Raw genomic sequence first — 23,922 nt, forward strand, 5'->3', positions numbered from 1 at the left:
GTCGTCATAATAACGTTAGCCATCCATGCAGAACTTACAAGAGAAAGGTAGAGCGAAGCCAAATGAAGAATCAGAAGCTATGGATCATTGCCGTACTATCCCTTACGCTTGCGTCAGTCCCGCTGATCGAACATTTCTCCGGAGAGAAATCATCGGGAAAAACGCCGCAGACCTCCGCTGCAAGTTCTTATAGCGCCGAGGAAAATGATGAGGCGCTGCCCGCTTTCGGCACCACGCCCATTAAATACGGCGCTTCAGGGCCGGATGTTTACGAATTGCAAGGGCGATTAAAGCACCTGGGCTACTTTTCGGGTAAAATAGACAGTCAGTTCGGCGGCAAAACCTTGAACTCGGTCAAATGGTTTCAGTGGAAGTTTGGAATGAAGGCTGACGGCGTCGTTGGGGCCAAAACAAAGCTGAAGTTGTACAACGCAACCAAGAACTGGCGTCCGACGGAACCTTCTGCTGGAGCAAAAACCGCTAAAAATACGAACAAAACCAACAAAGCTGCTAGCAAGGCGGAGCTGACGTCTGGAAACACGATGGGCTTGTCGGAGAACGATTTGAAGATCATGGCAAATGCCGTTTTCGGGGAATCGCGGGGCGAACCATTTGAAGGGCAGGTCGCTGTTGCCGCGGTCATTCTGAACCGGACAAAATCCCCAAGCTTTCCAAATACGCCTTCGGGCGTAATCTTCCAGCCCGGAGCCTTTACAGCCGTCGCTGACGGGCAGATTTATCTGGAGCCCAATGTGCAGGCACGCAAAGCGGTTCAGCAGGCACTGAACGGCTGGGATCCAACGGGAGGCTGTCTGTATTACTTCAATCCGAAAACTGCAACCTCGAAATGGATCTGGACACGTCAGCAGGTGAAGACCATCGGTGAGCATATATTTTGTATGTAAAATATGAACCGCACTGTCCGCCATTGAACGTATTCTTTGGCGGCAGTTCCATGGAAGCAATCGGAAGACTTGTCTTCCGGTTGCTTCCTTAGTTTGGAATGGTTTAGAATGAATATTACTTCATAAACATGGTAAATGAGCTTCTATTCAAGCTGTAAAGGAGTTTTGGACTTGACAAATCACGTGTTCCAGCATGGCAACGTAGGAGGCATCCGAATTCATGTGCTGCCGACAAAGACGTTCAAGACTTATGCGATTTCGCTGTATGCCGGCGTTCCTCTCGCCGAAGAAACCGTCACCCCTACCGCGCTGATTCCTTTCGTGCTTCGTCGGGGCACGGCTTCCTATCCGGAAACAACCCAGTTCCGCGAACGGCTGGAAGAGCTGTATGGAGCCGGTTTTGGATTCGACGTTTATAAGCGCGGAGATTACCAAATCATCCAGTTCCGCATGGACACAATCAATGACTCGTTCGTTCAGAGCAAGGAAAGCCTGCTTGGCGAGTCCTTCGCTTTTCTGGGCGAGGTGCTGACCCGTCCCGTGCTTGAAGGCGACAGCTTCCGGACATCTTATGTAAGTACGGAGCGAGAGACCGTACGCAAGAAGCTGGAGGCCATTGTCAACGACAAAATTCGTTACGCGGCAGAACGCTGTATCGAGGAAATGTGCCGCGAAGAGCCTTATCGGCTGCATCCGCTCGGACAGAGGGGGGATTTGGATGCCATTACTCCTGATTCGCTGCATCAATCCTATCTTTCTTGGCTGGATGGAGCGATTCTCGATTTGTATGTCGTCGGCGACACTAGCCCCGAGGAAGTTCAAAAGCTAGTCGAGCGGCATTTCGGCCTCGGCAACCGGTCGGCTTCCCCCTATCAATCGCAATTTTCCCCCAAGACCGTTATGGACGTTCGAACGGTGGAAGAGCGGATGGAAGTCGGCCAAGGCAAGCTGAACATGGGCCTGCGCACATCCATTACCTATAAGGACGACGCTTACGCGCACGCTCTGATGTATAACGGCATTTTGGGCGGCTATCCGCACTCGAAGCTGTTTGTGAACGTCCGGGAGAAGGAGAGTCTTGCTTATTACGCTTCTTCCCGCTATGACGGACATAAGGGAATCGCTACGATTCAATCGGGGATTGAAATTCAAAACTACAATAAAGCCGTGGACATTATCCGCAAGCAGCTGGATGAAATGAAAAACGGAAACATCAGCGATCTGGAGCTGAGTCAGACCAAGGCGATGATCCGCAATCTGCTTTCGGAAATCCAAGATTCCGCCTTTGAGATGATTGCATTCGACTTTAACCGGGTACTGTCCGGCAAAGACCGTTCCACGGAAGAACTGATGAGCCAGGTGGAAGCTTCCGGCGCGGAAGATGTGAAGCGGGCCGCCGATACCGTAGCGCTGGATACGATTTATTTCCTGACAGGGCAGAAGGAGGAAAGCTAATGGAACAAATCCATTATGACAGGCTTCAGGAAACGCTGTACCACGAAGTTTTGGATAACGGGCTCAAGGTTTATGTATTGCCGAAGCCGGGGTTCAAAAAGACTTACGCCACTTTTGCGACCAAATACGGTTCGGTGGACAATCACTTCCGGGTAGCCGGAGGAGAGGAAACGTCGGTCCCGGACGGTATCGCCCATTTTTTGGAGCATAAAATGTTCGAGGAGCCGGAAGGCGACATCTTTGCCACTTTTGCGTCGAATGGAGCATCGGCCAACGCCTTCACAAGCTTCGAGCAGACGGTTTATTTGTTCTCCGCCACAGAAAAAATCGAAACGAATATCGAAACGTTAATCGATTTCGTCCAGCGTCCCTATTTTACGGATCAGAATGTGGAAAAGGAAAAAGGAATCATCGGACAGGAAATCAACATGTACGCGGACAATCCGGACTGGCGTGTCTACTTCGGTTTGATCGAAGCGATGTATCAGAAGAATCCGGTGCGGATTGATATCGCCGGCACGGTGGAATCCATCTCGACAATTTCCAAAGAAACGCTTTATACGTGCTATAACGCTTTTTATCACCCGAGCAATATGCTGCTCTTTATTGTCGGCGGCGTTGACCCGGAATCCGTCTTTGAGCTGGTTCGCAGCAATCAGGCACGGAAATCATATGAACGGCAGGGTGAGATTGAACGGATTTTTGAACAAGAACCGGAACAAGTAGGTGTGAAGCGTCTAGAGAATAAGCTTGCCGTGTCCATGCCCAAATGCCTCTTCGGCTTTAAGGAAAAAGAGATCGGACTGTCCGGCAAGGCAGCCGTGCGCCGCGATTTGACGACCAAGCTGATGCTCGACCTGCTGCTCGGCAGCAGCACGGCCCTGTACCAGAAGCTGTACGATGAAGGGCTGATTTCCGACAGCTTCGGGCATGAGTTTAACAGCTCGCCGCAGTATGCCTTCTCCGCGATCGGCGGCGATACGAAGGACCCTGAACTGCTGCTGAAACGGATCAGGGAGGAGATTGATCCCCTTCTGGAGTCAGGTTTCGCGGAACGCGATTTCATCCGGGCCCGCAACAAAAAAATCGGAGGTTATTTGCGTATGCTGAATTCTCCGGAAAGCATTGCCCATGAATTTACGCGTTATCAATTCCGAGGCGGCGACCTGTTCGACGTTCTTCCGGAATACGAGTCCATTTCACTGGAAGAAGTGAATCAGCGGCTGCGCGAGCATATCGACTGGAGTCAATTGGCCGTGTCTGTCGTGGTGAATCCATAGTGCCAATATTGGGAGAGAGCGGCAAGCCTCTCGGAGAAACGACGGTGCTTGTTACCGGGGGAAGCGGCGGAATCGGCGGCGCCATAGCGGAGCGCTTTGCCTCCGCCCGGATGAAGGTTGTCATTCACTATATGAATTCACACGAGGCGGCCAATGAGGTGGCTCGGCGCTGTATGAACGCCGGTTCCCAGGTGATGACTGTGGCCGCCGATTTGAGAGACCGCAGCCAGCTGCAGCGCATGGCCGAACGTCTGGAGGCCAGCGGCATGCAGCCGGACATTCTGGTGAACAATGCCGGCAAATCGCATTACGGCATGCTTGCCGATCTTACCGAAGAAGATTGGGACGACGTGATGAACATCAATCTGAAAGGGACCTTTCTGTGCAGCCAGATTTTTATGCCCTATATGGTTTCTCAGCGCTATGGCCGGATCATCAACGTGTCTTCGGTGTGGGGAATCTCCGGCGCATCCTGCGAGGTCGCCTATTCCGCGAGCAAGGGCGGAGTCAACGCTTTTACCAAGGCGCTGGCCAAAGAATTGGCTCCTTCGGGCGTTACAGTGAACGCTGTGGCTCCGGGAGCGGTTAGAACCGCGATGCTGGATAACTTGGCAGAGGACGAGATTCGCATGCTGGAGGAAGAAATTCCCGCGGGCAGATTGGCTGCGCCGGAAGAAATTGCCTCGCTCGTATATTTCTTGGCGCTGCCGGAGTCCGGTTATATAAATGGACAAATTATTAGTCCGAATGGCGGCTGGATTACCTGAAAGTAGAAATATTATCCGGAATAACGGATTTTCTTCGAGGACATATTAGTACTGTTGCTTTTAAATCTTAAACATGAAGGAGGATTTAAGATGTCAACAGAGTCAACAGTGATTAAAAACTATGATACCTGGAAGAAATTTCTGGGCGAACGGGTCATTCAGGCCGAAAAAGTCGGCATGAGCGAAGATACTATCGCCAAGCTGGCTTTTGAGATCGGGGAATTCCTCGATAAAAAGGTCGATCCGCAAAACGCCTCGAACCGGGCGATCAAAGAGCTGTGGGATGTGGGCGACGAAAGTCAGCGCCATACCATCGCTTCCCTTATGGTCAAGCTGGCGAAGCAAAACGCATAGCCCAGCGGAACAAGCTCCCCTCGCGGGAGCTTTTCTGCAATTGTCCGGCCTTTCGTCTTGCCTTTCAATTTCATTTTATATATCATTAACATGACCCGTGAACCTGAAAGATTGTCGTATCTTGGTGTTTTTTGACGAATCAAGGCTCGGGAAAAGGGAATTTACATTACGAGGTGTAGAAGTTGGAATACAAACAGTGGTATATGGAATACAAGATACATAAGAATAGACCCGGATTGCTCGGCGATATCGCCTCGATGCTCGGTATGCTGGAGGTCAACATACTGACCATCAACGGGGTAGAGGACAAAACGCGCGGCATGCTGCTTGAAACGAATGATGATGAGAAAATCCGGCTGATGGGCGAGATGCTCAAAAAGGTTGAAAATATAACGGTGACCGCGCTGCGTTCACCGCGTCTTGTTGACAAGCTGGCTGTACGCCACGGAAGGTATATTGACCGGGATTCGGATGACCGCAAAACCTTTCGCTTTACGCGGGATGAGCTTGGCCTTCTGGTCGATTTTCTGGGAGAGCTCTTTAAGCGGGAAGGCAATCAGGTAATCGGTCTTCGCGGAATGCCGCGCGTCGGCAAGACGGAATCGATTATCGCGGGAAGCGTATGTGCGATGAAGCGTTGGACCTTCGTCTCCTCTACAATGCTTCGGCAGACCGTTCGCAGCCAGCTCGCCGAGGATGAAATGAATCCGAATAACGTTTTTATTATCGACGGCATTGTCAGCACGATCCGGTCCAATGAGAAGCATTACAATCTTCTCAAAGACATCATGAGTATGCCGAGTACAAAGGTTATCGAGCACCCGGATATTTTTGTCCGCGAGTCGGAGTACACGTATGACGATTTCGATATTCTAATCGAGCTGCGCAATACGCCGAACGAAGAGATTCTTTACGATACATTTACGAACAGCTACAGCGACGATTTGTAAATAGAGAGAATAAGGAGGTTATGGCATGTCGGAACTAGGCCGGCAGTTGAAAGAGGCTCGTCTGCAGAAGGGAATGAGTCTGGATGATGTGCAGGAAGTAACGAAGATCCGCAAAAAATATTTGGAAGCCATCGAGGCGGGGGACTATAAGGTGCTTCCCGGCAGTTTTTATGTCCGCGCTTTTATCAAGACTTATGCGGAAGCGGTTGGTGTTAATCCCGATGAACTCATTCAGGAGCCCGGAAGCGTTCCTGTGTCCAAAGAAGAGCCATCCACCATGGAGTCGGTGCTTCAGAAGCGCAGCCGCAGACCCGAGACCGAACGGAATGCCAAATGGCTGCCGACACTTTTAATGTGGATTTTTCCGGTACTGATTATTGCGGTTATTTACATGTATGCTTCAAACTGGGGGAAATCGGATAACCAGCAGACCGACGCTAATCCGATTACCGACAGCACTCAAGCTCCCGCAGCCACACAGTCGGCAGGACCGGCTTCCGCGGTTGGGGGCGGCGCGACCCCGGCCCCTTCAACGGGTGCCGATGTCGGGGCAGGCACGGAAGCCAGCGCTTCTCCATCCCCTTCACCGTCTGCGTCTCCATCCCCGTCTCCTTCGGTATCCCCGGAAGGCGGAACGGTCGTTCAGGACCGGAAGTCGGGCAAGACAACCGTCTTTAAGGTGAGCGGCGCAAACCCGCAGGTGGTCATTACGGCGACAGGCGTAAGCTGGCTGGAGGTCTATAAAGGCAAAAATTCCAAAGGTGAGAAGCTTTCTTATGGAAATACAGCCTCCGGAAATACAATGACCTTTACGCTGGACAGTGAAGGCATCTATATTAAGTCGGGCAACTCCCCTGCTACACAGATTACTGTGAATGGGCAGGCTGTAACGGACGGAAAGTCTACGTCACGTATTTTGCTGGAGCTCGACGATGGCTCGGGATCTCCGGCCGAAGGCGAAACGGCGGCCGGCACCACCGACGGACAAACGGCTGACAGTGGTGAAACAACCGTCACAGGCGAATAAGAATCCAATATTCGTATATACCTCGCTTTTTTGGAGAATCTAAAAAGGCTTAACAGTTCATCCATCAAAGCGAGGTGTGCAATCGATGACGGTCAGCTGGATCGTAACCGGCTTGGGCATTATTGTTAGCCTGCTTGGTTACTACTTAATGCCGAACGCCTGGGGCTATGGTATCCTGGGCTTTGGTCTGGCGCATATCGTACTGGGGATTTTGGACATGTTCCGCAGTCCTTCCCGAAGCAGATAACGGGCGCTCAGAAGCGCCTCCCGCAAGAGGGGAATTCCCTTCGAGGGGGGCGTGTTTTTTTGCGTTCGAGGGCCCAAGGCAATCGGCAGTTAGACTTGTCCTCTTCTTTTTCATATAATTGTAGCTGAATAACGCTTATAAAGGACGTGGAACCATGGCTTCGGAAAGTTCATTTGATATTGTGTCCAAAATGGACGTACAGGAATTAACCAATGCAATTCACCAGACTGAGAAAGAGATTCAGAACCGATTCGATTTCAAAGGAAGCAAGAGCAGTCTTAAGCTGGAAAAGGACGCTTTGATCATCGTATCCGATGACGAGTACAAGCTAAACGCGGTTATCGATATTTTACAGTCCAAGATGGTCAAAAGAGGAATTTCGCTGAAGAACCTCGATTTCGGCAAGATCGAGCCAGCCTCCCTCGGGACGGTCCGTCAACGGCTCGGCCTTAAGCAGGGAATCGACCAGGACAACGCCAAGAAGATCAATGTGCTGATTCGTGACTCCAAGCTGAAGGTCAAGAGCCAGATCCAGGGCGACCAGATTCGCGTCACGGGCAAGAGCAGGGACGATCTGCAGCAGATTATCCAGCTTCTCAACAAAGCGGATTTGCCGCTGGACCTGCAGTACACGAACTTGAAATGACATTTTATACCCCGCAGCGGTCCGTTAAACGCAGCCCTGCGGGGTGCTTTCTGTTTTTGACAGCTGAATTATGGCTATATTATACTTGTTGAGAAAATGTGGATACGTGCTTGATTATTGGGGGATGACCGATGACAGAAAAAATTAACATCGTTACGCTCGGCTGTGAGAAAAATCTGGTCGATTCGGAGATTATGTCCGGCCTTGTTCATGAACGGGGATATACGCTTGTGGACGATAAGGAAGAAGCAACCGTTATTATTGTAAATACTTGCGGATTTATCGATGAAGCCAAGGAGCAGTCCGTGAATACGATTCTTGAGCTTGCGGAGTTAAAGGAGACCGGCAGCCTGAAAGCATTGATTGTATCGGGTTGTTTGACTCAACGCTACAAAGCGGAATTAATGGAAGAGATGCCGGAAATCGACGGTATTGTCGGTACGGGGGATTTTCATAATATCGTTCAGATTGTCGATGAAGCCGTGAGGGGGAGCAGGCCGGTGTGGGTTGGAAATCCGGTCTTTAATTATGAGGAGGCGCTGCCCCGCAAGGTATCCACGCCCCGCTACACGACCTATGTCAAGATCGCCGAAGGCTGTGACAATAATTGTACTTTCTGCAGCATTCCGATTATGCGCGGAACGTTCCGCAGCCGTTCGATGGAATCGATCGTGGCCGAAGTCAAAACGCTGGCGGCGCAGGGGGTAAAAGAAATCAGCCTGATTGCTCAGGATTCCACCAATTATGGAACCGATCTATATGATGGATTCAAGCTGCCCGAGCTGCTGAACCGGGTGAGCGAAGTGGAAGGGATCGAATGGGTCAGATTGCATTATGCATACCCCGGTTTTTTTACAGACGAACTGATCCGGACCATGGCGGACAATCCAAAAATTTGCAAGTATGTGGACATGCCTCTGCAGCATAGCGAAGACGGCATTCTCAAACGCATGCGCAGACCGGGACGGCAGCAGGACATCCGCAGTCTGGTGAAACGTATCCGTGAAATGATTCCCGGCGTATCGCTGCGCACCTCGATAATTGTCGGCTTTCCAGGGGAGACCGAGGAGGATTTTCAGCGGCTCTGCGATTTTGTGAGTGAAATCGGCTTCGACCGGCTGGGGGTATTTACCTATTCCAACGAAGAAGGAACGCCGGCTTCGCGCCTGCCTGACCAGGTGCCGGATGAGGTCAAGGAATGGCGAGCCAACACGCTGATGGAGCTTCAGCGCCAGCTTACCCGCGACAGGGGCAGCCGGTATGTCGGTCAAGTCCTGGATGTGCTGGTGGAGCGGTACGACGGCCGCAGCGACGTATACATCGGCCGTTCGCAGTATGACGCTCCTGAAATCGACGGCGAAGTGTTCGTGAGAGGCAAAGATGTTTGCATCGGGGAAATCACGAAGGTCCGGATCACCCACGCTTTTGAATACGATTTGTCAGGGGAGGAACTTCAGTGAATTTGCCCAACCGCATTACGATAGCCCGAATATGCCTAATCCCGATTATGATGCTGTTTCTGCTTGTCAATTTCAGATTTTACCCGGAGCCGTTGCATTGGGGCTCTTTCCAGCTTTCAGTTAATCATCTTATAGCGGCCATCATTTTTCTCCTGGCGGCAAGCACGGACGGGATCGACGGCTACATTGCACGCAAATATAATATGGTGACCAACCTCGGCAAGCTTCTTGATCCTCTGGCGGACAAGCTGCTTATATCGGCTGTTCTGATCTCATTGGTAGAGTTAGGGAGATGCGATTCTTTGATCGCCGTGATCATTATCAGCCGGGAATTTGCGGTGACCGGCCTTCGCCAGGTAGCGCTGCTGGATGGCAAGGTCGTGGCCGCCAGCAAATGGGGGAAGATCAAAACGGTAGTGCAGATCGTAGCGATTTCCCTGCTGCTGCTCAACAATTTTCCGTTCCAGTTCGTCGGCATCCCTTTTGACGATATAGCCATTTGGGCGGCCGCTCTGATTACCATTTACTCGGGAATCGATTATTTCGTGAAGAATAAGGAATTGCTGCAGGCCCATAACGCATAAGAAATCTAACCGAACCTCAACATCCAATACGTCTTTACGTCAACTTCAGCGGGGCAGTAGGAACTCTTAACCTATTGCCCTGTTTCTGTCTGAAGCCGTCAGGCGCATATATCAGGAGGCGAAACCAATAATGAAAGCAGAGATCATTGCAGTCGGCACCGAGCTGCTGCTCGGGCAAATCGTGAACAGCAACGCCCAGTTTTTGTCCATAGAACTTGCCGCTCTAGGTATCGACGTATATTTTCAGACGGTGGTAGGCGATAACAGCATCCGGCTGCAGGAGGCTATAGAAATCGCAAAGGGACGCGCCGATCTTATCCTGTTCACAGGAGGCATCGGACCGACGGAGGATGACTTGACGAAGGACGCTCTGGCGGTTTCGTTGGGCAGAGGACTGCATATCGACCGGATGGCGATGGATCATGTGGACCAGTTCTTCAGCGACCGGGGCGTCCAAATGACCGAGAACAACCGCAAGCAGGCGCTTGTGATCGACGATTCGACACCGCTTCCGAATGAGACGGGACTGGCTGTAGGTCTCGCAATCAGTCATGAGGGCAATTATTATATCGTTCTGCCCGGACCTCCCAGAGAAATGAAACCGATGTTCACGGAGAAAGCCAAGCCTTGGCTGCAGCAGCATGCGTTGACGGATGAGATGCCCCTTTATTCCAAAATGCTTAAATTTGCCGGCATCGGGGAATCCCTGCTTGAAGACAAGTTGATCGATCTTATCCACGGACAAAACGATCCGACTATCGCTCCTTATGCCAAAGAAGGAGAGGTAACGGTGCGCATTTCCACAAAAGCGCCATCCTACAGCGAAGCGATGGAGAAGCTGGATGCGCTGGAGGAGCAAATCCGAAACATTCTTCCCAACCATTTGTATGCCAATATCGATGTTCCGCTGGAAAAGGTAATCGTGGACTGGATGGCGGATGCGGGAATCACCGTGAGCTGTGCCGAGAGCTGTACCGGAGGACTTCTAATGGAGACCATCACAAGCATCCCCGGCAGCGCTTCAACGTTTATGGGAGGCATTGTATGCTACTCCAATGAGATGAAGCACAAGCTGCTGAATGTTCCCAAGGAGTATCTGGAAGGAGCCGACGCCCCTGGAGCAGTCAGCCGCGAGGTGGCCGAAGTTCTGGCCGAGCAGGTCAGGCTGACCGCCGACACGGACTATGGGCTGTCGATTACCGGCGTGGCGGGCCCGGGTTACTCGGAGCGCAAACCAGTGGGTCTGGTCTATATCGGGCTCGCGGAGAGAAATGGAAAGACGGAAGTGTTTGAACTGAAGCTGAAAGGCAACCGTGAGAATATCCGTATTCGTTCCGTTAAAGCGATCCTGTATCAGCTGTGGCGCAGACTGGTGGAGCGAAATGTCGATACGCCGCCTGAAGGCTCGGGCTTGTAAGATGGGCTTTATTTCTATATAATGATGGCATACGGAAGAACCGTGGCATTGAATTCTCTTTGCCGCGGTTTTTTGTTTTTTTGTAGAGGGTAAGTGCTTTATGCAGGCGATTTGTGCACGGCATTGACTCTGTAAAGGGGGATTACAATAAAAGGGAATGGCGGTTTGAAGGTCGAAAAAAACGAATGTATGTTCGAAAAAATGCTTGGCAAACGCTCCAAAACAAGGTACAATATAAATATAAGAACAGCTGCTGCTCTTCTTGCAGGTCCAGATGAAAGCTCATTCAGTTATATTTTCTTGATATTATAAACCGTGAAAAGGATGTGATCTGATTGTCAGATCGTCGTGCGGCGCTTGAAATGGCGCTCCGTCAAATAGAAAAACAATTCGGTAAAGGCTCCATCATGAAGCTGGGCGAATCCACCCATATGCAGGTTGAGGTCGTACCCAGCGGATCGTTGGCTTTAGATATTGCTTTGGGAATCGGCGGACTTCCTAAAGGCCGCATTATAGAAGTTTACGGACCGGAATCTTCCGGTAAGACAACGGTCGCCCTGCATGCGATTGCGGAAGTTCAGAAGGCGGGCGGACAAGCAGCTTTTATTGACGCAGAGCATGCGCTCGATCCAAGCTATGCAAGCAAGCTGGGCGTTAACATTGACGAACTGCTGCTGTCCCAGCCGGATACCGGCGAACAGGCTCTGGAGATTGCGGAAGCGCTTGTTCGCAGCGGCGCGGTGGACATTATTGTAGTGGACTCGGTTGCAGCATTGGTTCCTAAAGCTGAAATCGAAGGCGAGATGGGCGACTCCCATGTGGGTCTGCAGGCGCGGCTGATGTCCCAGGCTCTGCGCAAGCTGTCCGGCTCCATTAACAAATCCAAGACGATTGCCATTTTCATCAACCAGCTTCGCGAGAAAATCGGCGTCATGTTTGGTAATCCGGAGACGACTCCCGGCGGCCGCGCATTGAAATTCTACTCTACGGTTCGCCTTGATGTGCGGCGTGTAGAGAGCATTAAGATGGGCAATGATATGGTGGGTAACCGCACACGGATCAAAGTTGTGAAGAACAAGGTAGCGCCACCGTTTAAACAAGCGGACATCGATATTATGTACGGCGAGGGTATTTCCAGAGAAGGCAGCCTTGTTGATATCGGTACGGAAATGGATATCGTCAACAAGAGCGGCGCATGGTACTCCTACGAAGGTGAGCGGCTGGGTCAAGGCCGCGAGAATGCGAAGCAGTTCCTGAAGGAGCATCCGGATGTGGCGCTTGTCATCGAGAACAAGATTCGTGAAGCGAGCAATCTCTCTACAATCGTCGCCGCTCCTTCCGAAGCGGAGATCGAGGCCGAGAAGCAGGAAGAACAGGCATTGCTCGAAGTCGAATAATCTCTTGAAAAGTAAGGCGCCCTCTATAACTATACAGGGCGTCTTTTATTATGAAAGAAAAGAAACAAGAATGACGCCGCCCTGCTGCGTCAAGCCGGGATATGCGAGAAGGATGGAGGAATGGACACTCATGACTATACAGCTTGATTCTGAAGCCGAGCAGCCGGAAGAAGGCGTGCTCTCGCAGTTTCCAGACAATGAAACGCTAACGATTACCAAGGTGGAACGTCAAAAAAAATCCGATCACCGCTATATCCTGCATTTTGGGGCATACAATTTGAGTGTCCATGAGGATATTATGATCAAATACCGGATGATTTCCGGAAATATCTTTACGAAGGAAGACCTTCAGGAGATTGTAGTAGCCGATGAACGGCAGCGGGCCTATGTCGAAGGACTGCGTTATTTGGAACGCAAGCCGCGGACGGGAATGGAGATGGTAAGACGTTTGCGGCAGAAGGAAATCGGAGAAGCTATAATTGCCGAAGTGCTGGAACGGCTGCGGCTCGAACGGCTGATTGACGATACCCAGTATGCGAAGCAGTGGGCGGAGCAGCGGGTGACCGGACACCGTAAGGGCAAGCTGTGGGTTCGCCACGAATTGCGCGGCAAAGGAGTGGACAAATCGGTCATTGCCGAGGCGCTGGACGGAATCAGCTTGGAGCAGGAGCGGCAGAGCGCGCTTGACCTCGGACGCAGGAAATGGAATGCGATCAAGGGAGAGACCTCCGATAAGAGAAGGAAGACAGGCGCTTTTCTGATGAGACGCGGTTTTTCGGGAGAAATTGTCCGAAGCGTTCTTAACTCGCTCCGGCAGGACGAGGATATGGGCGGAGCGGAGGACGATTTTTATGAGTTCGACTGACTCGCTTGACTTTGCTCCCAGGATTGACTCTCTTGACAATGTCTTTTTATAAATAATAAAATATAACATGAATCGGCATAAAATAAGAATCCTTTTTCCTTCCCAAAAAGGGCCTCTTTTTTTCTTAACGATTCGCGTATCAACTCATATGAAATGTAATCGCCGGATGCGGCGGGCAGTGTGCATGTGAAGCATGTGCAGTTCGGCAATCGGTGAATTTACCGGTTTTTTGTATGGTGAAGAACGGATAGTTTGACAACTGCACAATTCCCAAGGAATGCCTTGGAGGAACCAACGAGGAGGTGAAACAGATGGCTATCTGGATCTGGATCATTATCGTTCTCGTTGTAGCGACATTATTCTTTGGGTTCGGTTATTTTATTCGGAAATCCCTTGCAGAAGCTAAAATTTCCAGCGCGGAAGAGGCCGCTACCGTAATCGTGGAGAACGCGAAGAAGGAAGCGGAGGCGCTGAAGAAGGAAACGGTATTGGAAGCGAAGGATGAGGTCCACAGAATCCGTACCGAAGCTGAGAAAGAAACTCGTGAACGTCGGAATGAAATCCAACGTCAGGAACGACGGTTGCTGCAAAAGGAAGAATCGCTGGATAAAAAAATGGAATCGCTTGAACGAAAAGAAGAACAAGTGGCTAACAAAGAGAAACGAATTGATGAAACCCAGCAGCAAATTGATGTGATTTACAAGAATCAGGTTACCGAATTGGAGCGCATTTCCAATTTGAGTATGGAAGACGCAAGAAGCATTATTCTTTCCAATGTGGAACAGGAAGTTCGGCATGAAACGGCCCAAATGATCAAGGACATTGAGCAGCAGGCCAAGGAAGAAGCGGACAAGAAATCCCGCGAGATTATAACCCTTGCCATTCAGCGCTGTGCCGCCGATCATGTGGCGGAAACGACGGTATCTGTTGTTACACTTCCTAATGAGGAAATGAAAGGTCGGATTATCGGGCGCGAAGGCCGAAATATCCGTGCTCTGGAGACCCTTACCGGTATCGACCTTATTATTGACGACACGCCGGAAGCGGTTATTTTGTCGGGATTTGATCCAATTCGCCGGGAAGTGGCCCGTACCGCACTGGAGAAGCTGGTGGCGGACGGACGCATTCATCCGGCGCGAATCGAAGAAATGGTCGAGAAATCGCGTAAGGAAGTGGATGAACGGATTCGGGAATACGGCGAACAGGCCACCTTCGAGGTTGGCGTTCACGGCCTGCATCCGGATTTGATTAAGATTCTCGGTCGTCTGAAATTCCGCACAAGTTACGGTCAGAACGTATTGAAGCACTCCATGGAGGTTGCTTATCTGACCGGGTTAATGGCCGGTGAGCTTGGGGAAGACATCGTGTTAGCCAAACGCGCGGGACTGCTGCATGATATCGGCAAAGCGCTGGATCATGAAGTGGAAGGCTCTCACGTCGAGATTGGCGTAGAGCTTGCGAAGAAATATAAAGAGCATCCGGTTGTCATCAACAGCATCGCTTCCCATCACGGGGACGCCGAAGCGACCTCGGTTATCGCCATGCTGGTCGGTGCGGCTGACGCATTGTCGGCGGCAAGACCGGGAGCACGCCGGGAAACGCTGGAAACGTATATCAAGCGTCTGGAGAAGCTGGAGGAGATTTCCGAATCCTTCGAAGGCGTCGAGAAGTCGTATGCGATTCAAGCCGGCCGCGAGGTCCGCGTAATGGTGCAGCCTGACAAAATCGACGATGCCGAAGCTTTCCGTCTGGCGCGCGATATTACGAAGACGATTGAAAATGAACTGGACTACCCGGGGCATATCAAGGTCACCGTTATTCGCGAGACACGGGCGGTTGAGTACGCTAAATAGGCATAATCAGAAAAGTGGCGCCTTTGACGGTGCCACTTTTCTTTACTAATACGCCTGCAGTTCATAAGCCATGGCATAGACAGCGGCGTTTTTAATCGGCAATAGAGGAATGTTAACCGCGCTCGCTTATAGCGTTGAACGCGTACTGCTAGGAGGAGATTTATATTAAAGTTTTGTTTATCGGCGACATTGTAGGAAATACCGGCCGCAAAGCACTGCGGGAAACGCTGCCTTCCCTGAAGAGCAAGTACCAGCCGCATATCATCATCGTTAACGGAGAGAACGCCGCGGCAGGAAGAGGCATCACCTCTGCGATTGCGAATGAATTTTTCAACTGGGGTGTCCACGGCATCACGATGGGCAACCACACTTGGGATAACAAGAATATTTTCGAGTTTATCGATGACGAGCCGCGCATGGTGCGTCCTGCCAATTTCCCTCCGGGCACGCCGGGTCAAGGCTACACGGTTGTCAAAGGAAACGGCAAGCAGCTGGCAATCGTCAACTTGCAGGGGCGAACCTTTTTGCCGGCTATTGACTGTCCTTTCCGGATCGGCGAAGAGATTGTGGAAGAGCTGCGCAGACAGCATAAGTGCATTTTGGTTGATTTCCATGCGGAAGCCACTTCTGAGAAAATAGCGATGGGCTGGTTTATGGATGGACGTGCATCGATTGTCGTAGGCACGCATACCCATGTCCAGAGTAATGACGATACGATTTTGCCTGGCGGGACAGCTTATTTGACCGATGCGGGCATGGTTGGTTCAAGAGAAGGAATTTTGGGTATGGAAAAAGATGCGGTACTCTACAAGTTTACCACCCAGCTTCCGTCCCGTTTTGTGGTGGATGAGGGAAAATGGATGCTTCACGGATTATTTGCGGAGCTGGATGAGGATACGGGCAAGGCCAAACGTCTTGAAAAGATTAGGATGCGGGAAGACGAGTGGGTAATGGACTAGGTTAGAAGGGGTGGGGCATAGGCATTTCGGGATAAAAGCATCGATTGGAAATAAAGTGTGATCTTTTTTATATCATTAACTAGCATCTTTTGTACCAATTTCTGCATAGGGGTTCGCAAAAAGAAGGAATTTTTCTTTTGTACGCGAATAACATCAAAGTAGTGGAAGAACACCATTCTTTATCCCAGGGGAGGTACTTACTATGGATGTATTAAAAGTATCAGCTAAATCCAATCCGAATTCCGTTGCCGGCGCATTAGCGGGTGTTCTTCGCGAACGTGGGGCGGCCGAGCTTCAGGCCATTGGAGCAGGAGCTCTGAATCAAGCGATCAAAGCTGTAGCTATTGCCCGGGGATTTGTCGCTCCAAGCGGCGTCGACCTGATTTGTATCCCAGCCTTTACCGACATTGTCATTGATGGAGAAGATCGCACAGCCATTAAATTAATCGTTGAGCCCAGATAATAAATAGAAGTATACTGCCTGAGCCTGTTTACGCAAGTAGACGGGCTTTTTGCTTTGAGCGGAAAAGGAGGACAGGAACGATGAATCCAGGGAAGTTGCAGGAACAAGGGCAAATTCATTTCCCGGTAGTGGATTTTCATTGCGATGCGCTGAGCAAGATGGCGGAGGAACCTTCAATTCATTTTAAGGGCGATCATCGGCTGGATGTAACCGGAGAGAGACTGCTTGAGGGCGGAGTGGGGCTGCAGTGCTTTGCCATTTATTTATCGCAAAAATGGGGGAAGCCCCGATTTGAGCAGGTGCTCAGACAGATCGAAAAATTTCGCGGCGGCGTGGCGAACACAGGAGGTCTGCGGCCGCTGCGCTGGAGGGAAGAGGCAGCCGGATTGGCCGGCGTGCTGAATGACGGGCCCGGTTGGGGAATGTTGTCGCTTGAAGGAGCCGACGGGCTGGAGGGGAATCTTTTCTATGCGGAATTGATCTTTGAGCTCGGAGTGCGTTTTCTCGGGCTGACCTGGAATTATGCCAACTGGGCGGCAGACGGGGTGCTCGAGAAGCGAAACGGCGGATTTACGGAAAAAGGCCGTGAGCTTGTTGAATGGTGCAACGGCAGCGGTATGCTCCTGGATGTCTCCCATTTGTCGGAAGCCGGTTTTTGGGAACTGGCTGAATTGTCGAAGCGTCCGATTATCGCTTCCCATTCGAATGCTAGATCCATCTGCGCTCATCCGCGAAACTTGACTGACGATCAAATCAGAGCGGTAATCGGCATGGATGGACGCATGGGGCTTACCTTTGTCCCGTGGTTCGTGACCGATAGGAAAGAGGTTGTCCCGGAGGACTTGCTGAGGCATATCGAGCATGTATGTACGTTAGGGGGCGAGAAGCATTTAATGTTCGGCTCCGATTTTGACGGTATCGATTCCTGGATCAAGGGGCTGGAGCATCCTGGCCATTATCCGTCCTTCGCGGAGCTGCTGCTTCGTCATTATTCCGAGGAATCGGTAAAAGGATGGCTGCACGGGAATGCTGTCATTTATTTGGCAAGCAACCTGCCATCTGCGCCGAAGGTGGAATAAGATAGACCGTTTCTAGGACGGATGAATTGACGAAAATGCGAACTATTCCCAAAAAGGTGCCTGAAATGAGCAGGTTCCTTTTTATTTTTGGTTAAATCATTGTATAATGTTTCTTGGCTTGTACAGATTATAGAGAAAAACAAGGAGTGACTTGACGTATGAGTAAGACAGTACCCGTAGGTGTGTCGGCTAGACATATTCACCTTACGCAAGAACATGTGGAGGCGCTCTTCGGACCCGGCTACCAGCTGACCGAATTCAAACCGCTCTCCCAACCCGGACAATTCGCTGCAAATGAAACCGTTGCGGTAATCGGCAGCAAAGGCAAGTTCGACAAAGTTAGAATTTTGGGACCGGCGCGTCCAGCATCTCAGGTTGAAATTTCCCGCACGGACGCATTCGCAATCGGTGTTAAGGCGCCTGTTCGCGAATCCGGCAGCATTGAAGGAACACCCGGCCTTACGCTGAAAGGACCGGCAGGCGAAGTTGAACTGGAAAAGGGCGTAATTGTTGCGGCCCGTCATATTCATTTCCATACATCCGATGCTGAGAAATGGGGCATTGCAGACAAGCAGCTGTTGAAAGTGCGCCTCGGCGGCGATCGCGGTCTTGTTCTTGAGAACGTCATTGCCCGCGTATCCGACAATTTCGCGCTTGATATGCATATTGACACGGACGAAGCAAATGCTGCAGGAGCAAACAACGGGGATACGGCTGAAATCGTCGACTAATTCCGTCGTTGCCAGAACTGAACTTTATTTATATCTTGTTTAAGAAAGCGGGGGAGCGATCCTCCGCTTTTTTCATGCGCTTAAACTCTCTTCGTGCTCCTGACTGCTTAATCTGGTTGACCCGGTGGCGGTAAAATCTCCGAATCCCACAGCTATGGCAACGATCCGTTTCCGCCCCGCGGCTGACAGCAGCATATTTTGCGAAGGACTTTCCCGCACTTTCTATATTGGATATCTACCGAATTTTTATACTGAGTGAACACTTATTGAATATTCCTTTGCTGTATATTCGGTATAATAGATGCAAAGATGCCGGGCTCTCAGCCGCTTGACCGGGCAGCGGGCTTTGGAGAGGAAGGGTGAAAGTGTGAATAAATCTGCTGTTCGGGCCTGGATTATGTATGACTGGGCCAATTCCGCTTATGCGACGACGGTGTTGGCGGCTGTGCTTCCCGTATTTTACAGTTCGGTTGCGGGTGAAGGATTGGACAAGACAACAGCGGCATCCTACTTGGCTTATACTCATGCCGTCGGAATGGCTCTGGTTGCCTTGTTGTCGCCGCTGCTTGGCGCGATTTCGGATCTTTCGGGCCGGAAGACGACCTTTTTAACAGGCTTTGCGCTGATTGGTGTCGCATCCACAGCCTGCTTCGCTTTGGTTGAAAGAGGCGATTGGCTGACGGCTTCGGCTCTGCTTGTACTATCGACGCTCGGATTCGCAGGAAGCAACGCGTTCTACGACTCGATGCTGCCCGACCTAGTGCCTCCCGGACGAAGGGACGAAATCTCGGCTAAAGGCTACGCAGCCGGATATGTGGGCGGAGGGCTTCTGCTCGCGTTAAACCTCCTAATGATCCAGAAGCCTTCCCTGTTCGGCATGAGCGACGGACTGACGGGCACTCGCTGGTCTTTTGTTACAGTGGGAGTGTGGTGGCTGCTGTTCTCGCTGCCCATCATGCGCCGGGTGCCGAACTTGGAGCGCCAGACCGAAGGGCTAAGTGCGTCGGGGTATGTACGAGCCGGTATTAAGCGCATCGCGGGAGCTTACCGGGACATCCGGCGTTACCCCCAGCTGTTCAAGCTGATTGCAGCTTTCTGGTTTTACAACGACGGGATCAACACTATAATATTGATGGCGACCATTTATGGAACGACGCTCGGCATCGGCACGAGCGACCTCATACTGGCGCTGCTCATTACGCAGTTTGTAGGCTTCCCAAGCACACTTTTGCTCGGAAAAGCCGCGGTGAAATTCGGAGCGAAACGGACTCTGCTGGCCTCGCTGTTCATGTATGTGCTGATCGTAGCACTCGGTTACTTAATGACCCGCGCCTCGCATTTTTACGCGCTCGCAATCATGGTCGGGCTTGTTCAGGGAGGAAGCCAAGCCATCTCGCGTTCGATGCTGAGCGATTTGATGCCCAGGGGCCGTACGGGAGAACTGTTCGGCTTTGTCAACATTACAAGCAAATTTTCCTCAATCTTCGGGCCTTTCGCTTTCGGATTGATCGGCCAGCTTACCGGCAGTTCCCGGATGGGTATACTCTCGCTGCTGCTGTTCTTTGGTCTCGGCATCACGATTGCAGCGAAGGTAGATGTGGAGAAGGGAAAGAGCGATAGCAGACAACAGGGCGGACCGCCGGGTGGACAGCCGGCAGCCGGAGGAACGGAAGGCATCGTTTCTTAATGGGGTTGTCGATGATGCAGGCGAGCCTTCAAGCGCAACAAAAACCGCGAAGCCCGTCCTTAACGGAACGCTGCCTCGCGGTTTATTTATATCCTTCAGCTTTCTTTAACGTCATAAACGTAACTTACATAAGCGCATCGCCCTTCATTTTACCAGCTTCCTGAAGCCGTTCCCCAGATTGGCTCGGCATACTGATTGACCAGATTCGAACCGCACTCTTTGCCCGTATCGTAGGAGCGGTCGCCGAGCTTAACCCGGAACTGCTCACGCTTCACTTCAGCCTCAATGCGGGTCTCCGCTTGAATCCAGTCAGACAGCGCCTTCATCACCAACCGACCTTCTGTAAGCGCCTGTTCCCACAGCTGCGGCACACTCTCCGTTCTGACCTCCGAATAAAGCGCCGAATGTCTCCATGGGGTATTCCGTTCATTTAGATAATCCAGCTTTTCCTCGGCGGCAGAGAGTTTGCGGTAGAATAATCCGGCGTCTGGTCCGTGAACGATTTTTTTCTTCCAGCCGTGCGGGTCGAACAGCAATCTTTGCGCAAAAACCATATCACGGTAAGCTTCCTGCCAGCATGATCTTGGAAAGTCTGCCATCTCGGGATAAAAAGCACACGCGGTGGCATGCAGAATATCCACAACATCTGAGGGGAGAGACAGTCCGGCGTCAATCTCCATCCATCCGGGCATTTTCCATGTATTCCTGCCGTTCAGCCATTTGATAAACACCGTGTCAAGAGCGATCTCGAACCGTTGATGGTCCCTATGTTTGTAGCCGGATTTCCAATTGATATAAGGATGGAGATTTCGGTCCAGCAAATGATGAGTCATGAAGCCCGCAAAATAAGCTGCCGCCGGTATGCGTTCTTGCAGCGGAAGCAGAAGGACCCTGTCCCAGAATTCCATCAACACCCCGCCGCAGCTGCGGCTGTGCATGAAATCGCCAAGCCGGGACGCGCCGACATCTTTGCTCCAAGGAAGAAAGCCGTGATAGAACAGGGAATCCGGACCCTGACAGCCGAGCTGGTAGAGGAGAGTATAGTCGGATAAGCTGTCTCTAAAAGGTGGGTAAGATTTCAGATCATCCTTTAAGCGCCGTCCATATTCGATATGCATCCATAGATTAGGCATTGACTTCACTCCTTTCAAATGCCGGTCTGGTTACAGTATAAATCCGGAACGTTAGACGCGTGTTAACCGTTTCCTAAAAATCTGCTGCGATTGTCAATTTTACCGAAATTACCTGTCCGTTTCCCGGGTCTGGGAATTCTCAAAGCTAAAAAGTATAATGTAAAGTATGAGATTATGGCGAATGGAGGCTTTTGAATCAGCTATGCAGGTTAGTAAAACGAATGCGATGAGAATACTGGACGCCCAAAAAATATCCTATGAAGTCCTTGCCTATGACAACGAGGACGGTCAAATTCACGGAACGGCCGTTGCGGAGAAGGTCGGAAGACCGCCGGAGAGCGTGTTCAAGACACTGGTCTCGCACAGCGGCTCCAATCTGTATGTCTTTGTCATTCCGGTTGCGGAAGAGCTGGATTTAAAAAAAGCGGCCAAGGCCGCCGGTGAGAAGAAAATTGAAATGCTCCCCATGAAGGATCTGCAAAAATGGACCGGATACATCCGGGGCGGCTGTTCTCCGGTCGGTATGAAAAAACATTACCCAACTTTCATCGACCAAAGCGCTGAAACGCTGGGAAAAATGGCGGTAAGCGCCGGTAAAATAGGCATGCAGGTGGAACTCCCTCCCGGCAGGCTGGCCGAGGCGGTTTCTGCGACGTTTACGGAGTTGGTCAAATAATCAGGCGCTTCCGTTATATTGCCAAAGCGGTTTTGTAAGCAAGGTTTATGCCTTCCAAAGCTTTGCCGACAACAGCGGCGTCGCCAATTACTTTAATGCTGTACTTATCTTCAAGTTCCGAAGCTAATGCGTTATTGGACTTTGATCCTATGGCCAAAACGACCAAAGAAGCAGGCAGCGATTGTTGTCCTTTTTCCGTTTCAATGATTACATGAGTATCCGTTATTTCCAGAACCTTTGAATTTACATACGCGGTCACTTCATTACGCTTTAAGGATTCCATCAGGAACTGCTTGGATGCCGGCTCCATGTCTGCTGCAATTTCCGGACGCATCTCAACGATGGAGGTTTTCCGATTGTGAACCGCAATATGTTCTGCGGTTTCCGCTCCTACCAACCCGCCGCCAATGACAACCGCAGGATCGACCAGATCTACTTTTCCCAACAATACATCATTTGCAGTATATACATGAGCTTTGCCCGCGCCCGGTATTCCGGGAATGATTGGAGCGGCGCCCGAAGCGAGTATGATTTCATCCGGGTTCGCTTGTTCTACGAATTCTTTAGTTACCTCTGTATTTAACACGACTTTTACCCCTGACCGGTCAAGCTCGCCCTTTTGCCACACGGTAAATGTATTTAAGAGTTCTTTTCCGGGAGGGATTGCGGCAAGGAGCCACTGTCCGCCAAGCTTATCGCTCTTATCGTACAAAGTTACATCATGACCGCGTTTTGCGGCGATAATGGCTGCTTCCATCCCAACGGGACCGCCGCCGATTACCATGACTTTCTTGTTAACTTCAGCTTCCTTAAGCTCATACTCACCTTCTTTGCCCGTCAGCGGGTTGACCAAGCAGGAAACAGGGTTTTGCTGAGCGATTCTCCATTGACAGCCCTGTCTGCAGCCGATGCAGAAAATAATTTCATCCAGCCGTCCTTCCCTCACCTTGTTCGGGAATTGAGGATCTGCTGTAGAAGCCCGGCCCATTGCCACGAAGTCCGCCTTGCCTTCCTTTAGAATCGACTCCGCCACATGTGGATAAATGATTTTGTTTACGGCGAATACCGGTATGTTGACCACTTTTCTAATTTCTTTGGCATAGTCGGAGAATACGGCCGTTCTGATCGCTGTAGGCGCAGATACGATTGCTCCGCTCTTGTAAACCCCGGCAGAAGCATGAATTGCAGCCACGCCACTTTGCTCCAACACCTGACTGATCACTTTCGTATCTTCGATGGTCAGTCCGCCTTCCACCAGCTCATCAGCAGAAATCCGGTAAATAATCGGGAACTCATCGCCGACCAATTCTTTGGCTCTGGCTATGATTTCAAGCGGGAACCGCAGCCGGTTCATCAGGTTTCCGCCATAGGCGTCGGTTCTCTTGTTGGAGAAAGGGGAGACGAATTGATTGATTAAATATCCATGTGCTCCATGAAGCTCGATGGCATCATAGCCTGCTTCTTTACATCTTCTGATGGCCTGTGCGAATTTCTCCACCAATTCCTTCACTTCCTCAGTGGTCAATTCAACAGGAGTTTCAGACTGAGTCGGATCTTGAATGGCCGAAGGGGCTACCGGTCTCATCCCCATGATTTCACTGCTCGCTTCTCTGCCCGCATGATACACTTGCACCGCTATTTTAGCTCCTGCCTTATGCACCCGTTCAACCAGTTCTTTATGTTCTTCCATGAGTTCATCGGACCATAACCCGGCTATATTTTTAAATCCGGCGCCTCTGGGCTCTATTGCATTATCCTCGGCGATGATCAGGCCCCAGCCGCCTTTGGCTTTTTCCTCGTAGTATCTAATATACCGTTCAGTCAGTCTGCCGTCTTCCGCGGCATATTCGGACAGCATCGGGGGGACAATCAGCCGATTTTTAATTTCCAAATTGCCTATTTTTCCCGGTTCAAAAATCTTGGTAAACATAATAAATCCTCTCCTTATTCCTGTTTTAGATTGTGAAATTTTACACTTACATCCTTA

General features: G+C 50.9%; 23 protein-coding genes. 21 read left to right on the forward strand and 2 right to left on the reverse strand.

From position 1 onward, the window contains the following. The first annotated feature begins 62 nt into the window (after positions 1 to 62). The 20 genes from sleB (at position 63) to EH198_RS01920 (ending at position 20,126) form a co-directional block, all read left to right on the forward strand. Positions 63 to 905 (forward strand): spore cortex-lytic enzyme, encoded by an 843-nt coding sequence (gene sleB / locus EH198_RS01830; protein ID WP_124693844.1) that lies wholly within the window; start codon positions 63 to 65, stop codon positions 903 to 905. A gap of 171 nt (positions 906 to 1,076) precedes the next feature. Continuing rightward, entirely contained in the window at positions 1,077 to 2,360 is a 1,284-nt protein-coding gene (gene yfmF, locus EH198_RS01835) for an EF-P 5-aminopentanol modification-associated protein YfmF (protein ID WP_124693845.1), read from the forward strand. After that, a complete protein-coding gene (gene yfmH / locus EH198_RS01840; RefSeq protein WP_124693846.1) occupies positions 2,360 to 3,640 on the forward strand; it encodes an EF-P 5-aminopentanol modification-associated protein YfmH in 1,281 nt (426 codons plus the stop codon). Before yfmF ends, yfmH begins: the two co-directional genes overlap by 1 nt. A gap of 8 nt (positions 3,641 to 3,648) precedes the next feature. Further along, on the forward strand, positions 3,649 to 4,407 hold the full coding sequence (ymfI, locus tag EH198_RS01845; protein ID WP_379310254.1) for an elongation factor P 5-aminopentanone reductase: 759 nt from the start codon (positions 3,649 to 3,651) through the stop codon (positions 4,405 to 4,407). 90 nt (positions 4,408 to 4,497) lie between these two features. Further along, entirely contained in the window at positions 4,498 to 4,761 is a 264-nt protein-coding gene (locus tag EH198_RS01850; protein WP_025335302.1) for a DUF3243 domain-containing protein, read from the forward strand. Positions 4,762 to 4,943: 182 nt separating this feature from the next. Continuing rightward, positions 4,944 to 5,711: a DUF3388 domain-containing protein gene (locus EH198_RS01855; RefSeq protein WP_124693848.1), complete on the forward strand. Its 768-nt coding sequence runs from the start codon at positions 4,944 to 4,946 to the stop codon at positions 5,709 to 5,711. A 25-nt stretch (positions 5,712 to 5,736) separates the two neighbouring features. After that, complete coding sequence (locus tag EH198_RS01860; protein ID WP_124693849.1) at positions 5,737 to 6,738, forward strand: RodZ domain-containing protein; 1,002 nt, start codon at positions 5,737 to 5,739, stop codon at positions 6,736 to 6,738. An 85-nt stretch (positions 6,739 to 6,823) separates the two neighbouring features. After that, a complete protein-coding gene (locus tag EH198_RS24455) occupies positions 6,824 to 6,985 on the forward strand; it encodes a hypothetical protein (RefSeq protein ID WP_179035996.1) in 162 nt (53 codons plus the stop codon). A gap of 154 nt (positions 6,986 to 7,139) precedes the next feature. After that, entirely contained in the window at positions 7,140 to 7,631 is a 492-nt protein-coding gene (locus EH198_RS01865) for a YajQ family cyclic di-GMP-binding protein (RefSeq protein ID WP_124693850.1), read from the forward strand. 131 nt (positions 7,632 to 7,762) lie between these two features. Next, positions 7,763 to 9,091, forward strand: coding sequence for a 30S ribosomal protein S12 methylthiotransferase RimO (gene rimO, locus EH198_RS01870; RefSeq protein ID WP_124693851.1), 1,329 nt, complete (start codon positions 7,763 to 7,765; stop codon positions 9,089 to 9,091). Next, positions 9,088 to 9,675, forward strand: a complete 588-nt coding sequence (gene pgsA / locus EH198_RS01875) for a CDP-diacylglycerol--glycerol-3-phosphate 3-phosphatidyltransferase (RefSeq protein ID WP_124693852.1) — start codon at positions 9,088 to 9,090, stop codon at positions 9,673 to 9,675. The genes rimO and pgsA overlap by 4 nt, the downstream gene beginning before the upstream one ends. A gap of 130 nt (positions 9,676 to 9,805) precedes the next feature. Then, entirely contained in the window at positions 9,806 to 11,092 is a 1,287-nt protein-coding gene (locus tag EH198_RS01880) for a competence/damage-inducible protein A (RefSeq protein ID WP_124693853.1), read from the forward strand. Between the two features lie 335 nt (positions 11,093 to 11,427). Beyond that, a complete protein-coding gene (gene recA, locus EH198_RS01885; RefSeq protein WP_124693854.1) occupies positions 11,428 to 12,489 on the forward strand; it encodes a recombinase RecA in 1,062 nt (353 codons plus the stop codon). Between the two features lie 130 nt (positions 12,490 to 12,619). Continuing rightward, positions 12,620 to 13,354, forward strand: coding sequence for a regulatory protein RecX (locus EH198_RS01890; RefSeq protein WP_124693855.1), 735 nt, complete (start codon positions 12,620 to 12,622; stop codon positions 13,352 to 13,354). 311 nt (positions 13,355 to 13,665) lie between these two features. Continuing rightward, positions 13,666 to 15,207 (forward strand): ribonuclease Y, encoded by a 1,542-nt coding sequence (rny, locus tag EH198_RS01895; protein ID WP_124693856.1) that lies wholly within the window; start codon positions 13,666 to 13,668, stop codon positions 15,205 to 15,207. 164 nt (positions 15,208 to 15,371) lie between these two features. Next, complete coding sequence (locus tag EH198_RS01900; RefSeq protein ID WP_124693857.1) at positions 15,372 to 16,166, forward strand: TIGR00282 family metallophosphoesterase; 795 nt, start codon at positions 15,372 to 15,374, stop codon at positions 16,164 to 16,166. A 202-nt stretch (positions 16,167 to 16,368) separates the two neighbouring features. Beyond that, complete coding sequence (locus EH198_RS01905) at positions 16,369 to 16,629, forward strand: stage V sporulation protein S (RefSeq protein WP_025335291.1); 261 nt, start codon at positions 16,369 to 16,371, stop codon at positions 16,627 to 16,629. Between the two features lie 80 nt (positions 16,630 to 16,709). Beyond that, positions 16,710 to 17,708: a dipeptidase gene (locus tag EH198_RS01910; protein WP_185702710.1), complete on the forward strand. Its 999-nt coding sequence runs from the start codon at positions 16,710 to 16,712 to the stop codon at positions 17,706 to 17,708. A gap of 158 nt (positions 17,709 to 17,866) precedes the next feature. Then, positions 17,867 to 18,439 carry a phosphate propanoyltransferase gene (pduL, locus tag EH198_RS01915; RefSeq protein WP_124693858.1) on the forward strand — a complete coding sequence of 191 codons (573 nt, stop codon included), beginning with the start codon at positions 17,867 to 17,869 and terminating at the stop codon, positions 18,437 to 18,439. Between the two features lie 367 nt (positions 18,440 to 18,806). After that, positions 18,807 to 20,126 (forward strand): MFS transporter, encoded by a 1,320-nt coding sequence (locus tag EH198_RS01920; RefSeq protein ID WP_124693859.1) that lies wholly within the window; start codon positions 18,807 to 18,809, stop codon positions 20,124 to 20,126. 149 nt (positions 20,127 to 20,275) lie between these two features. Here EH198_RS01920 and EH198_RS01925 read toward each other — a convergent pair whose 3' ends face one another. After that, on the reverse strand, positions 20,276 to 21,259 hold the full coding sequence (locus tag EH198_RS01925; protein WP_124693860.1) for a zinc dependent phospholipase C family protein: 984 nt from the start codon (positions 21,257 to 21,259) through the stop codon (positions 20,276 to 20,278). Positions 21,260 to 21,461: 202 nt separating this feature from the next. On the opposite strand from EH198_RS01925, the gene ybaK reads away from it, so the two are divergent. Further along, positions 21,462 to 21,935 carry a Cys-tRNA(Pro) deacylase gene (gene ybaK / locus EH198_RS01930; RefSeq protein WP_124693861.1) on the forward strand — a complete coding sequence of 158 codons (474 nt, stop codon included), beginning with the start codon at positions 21,462 to 21,464 and terminating at the stop codon, positions 21,933 to 21,935. Between the two features lie 13 nt (positions 21,936 to 21,948). On the opposite strand, the gene EH198_RS01935 is transcribed toward ybaK, so the two are convergent. Beyond that, on the reverse strand, positions 21,949 to 23,865 hold the full coding sequence (locus EH198_RS01935) for an oxidoreductase (RefSeq protein WP_124693862.1): 1,917 nt from the start codon (positions 23,863 to 23,865) through the stop codon (positions 21,949 to 21,951). Between the last annotated feature and the right edge of the window lie 57 nt (positions 23,866 to 23,922).

Origin of the sequence: Paenibacillus rhizophilus (genome assembly GCF_003854965.1) — a bacterium.
Lineage (GTDB): Bacteria > Bacillota > Bacilli > Paenibacillales > Paenibacillaceae > Paenibacillus_AQ > Paenibacillus_AQ rhizophilus.

Bases quoted from the DNA above. Each gene is read 5' to 3' on its own strand.
- yfmH (WP_124693846.1), top strand. From the start codon at position 2,360: ATGGAACAAATCCATTATGACAGGCTTCAGGAAACGCTGTACCACGAA.
- EH198_RS01860 (WP_124693849.1), top strand. From the start codon at position 5,737: ATGTCGGAACTAGGCCGGCAGTTGAAAGAGGCTCGTCTGCAGAAGGGA.
- rimO (WP_124693851.1), top strand. From the start codon at position 7,763: ATGACAGAAAAAATTAACATCGTTACGCTCGGCTGTGAGAAAAATCTG.
- EH198_RS01905 (WP_025335291.1), top strand. From the start codon at position 16,369: ATGGATGTATTAAAAGTATCAGCTAAATCCAATCCGAATTCCGTTGCC.
- EH198_RS01865 (WP_124693850.1), top strand. From the start codon at position 7,140: ATGGCTTCGGAAAGTTCATTTGATATTGTGTCCAAAATGGACGTACAG.
- EH198_RS01880 (WP_124693853.1), top strand. From the start codon at position 9,806: ATGAAAGCAGAGATCATTGCAGTCGGCACCGAGCTGCTGCTCGGGCAA.
- EH198_RS01925 (WP_124693860.1), bottom strand. From the start codon at position 21,259: ATGCCTAATCTATGGATGCATATCGAATATGGACGGCGCTTAAAGGAT.
- EH198_RS01850 (WP_025335302.1), top strand. From the start codon at position 4,498: ATGTCAACAGAGTCAACAGTGATTAAAAACTATGATACCTGGAAGAAA.
- sleB (WP_124693844.1), top strand. From the start codon at position 63: ATGAAGAATCAGAAGCTATGGATCATTGCCGTACTATCCCTTACGCTT.
- EH198_RS01910 (WP_185702710.1), top strand. From the start codon at position 16,710: ATGAATCCAGGGAAGTTGCAGGAACAAGGGCAAATTCATTTCCCGGTA.
- EH198_RS01935 (WP_124693862.1), bottom strand. From the start codon at position 23,865: ATGTTTACCAAGATTTTTGAACCGGGAAAAATAGGCAATTTGGAAATT.
- EH198_RS01890 (WP_124693855.1), top strand. From the start codon at position 12,620: ATGACTATACAGCTTGATTCTGAAGCCGAGCAGCCGGAAGAAGGCGTG.
- rny (WP_124693856.1), top strand. From the start codon at position 13,666: ATGGCTATCTGGATCTGGATCATTATCGTTCTCGTTGTAGCGACATTA.
- EH198_RS24455 (WP_179035996.1), top strand. From the start codon at position 6,824: ATGACGGTCAGCTGGATCGTAACCGGCTTGGGCATTATTGTTAGCCTG.
- ybaK (WP_124693861.1), top strand. From the start codon at position 21,462: ATGCAGGTTAGTAAAACGAATGCGATGAGAATACTGGACGCCCAAAAA.
- pduL (WP_124693858.1), top strand. From the start codon at position 17,867: ATGAGTAAGACAGTACCCGTAGGTGTGTCGGCTAGACATATTCACCTT.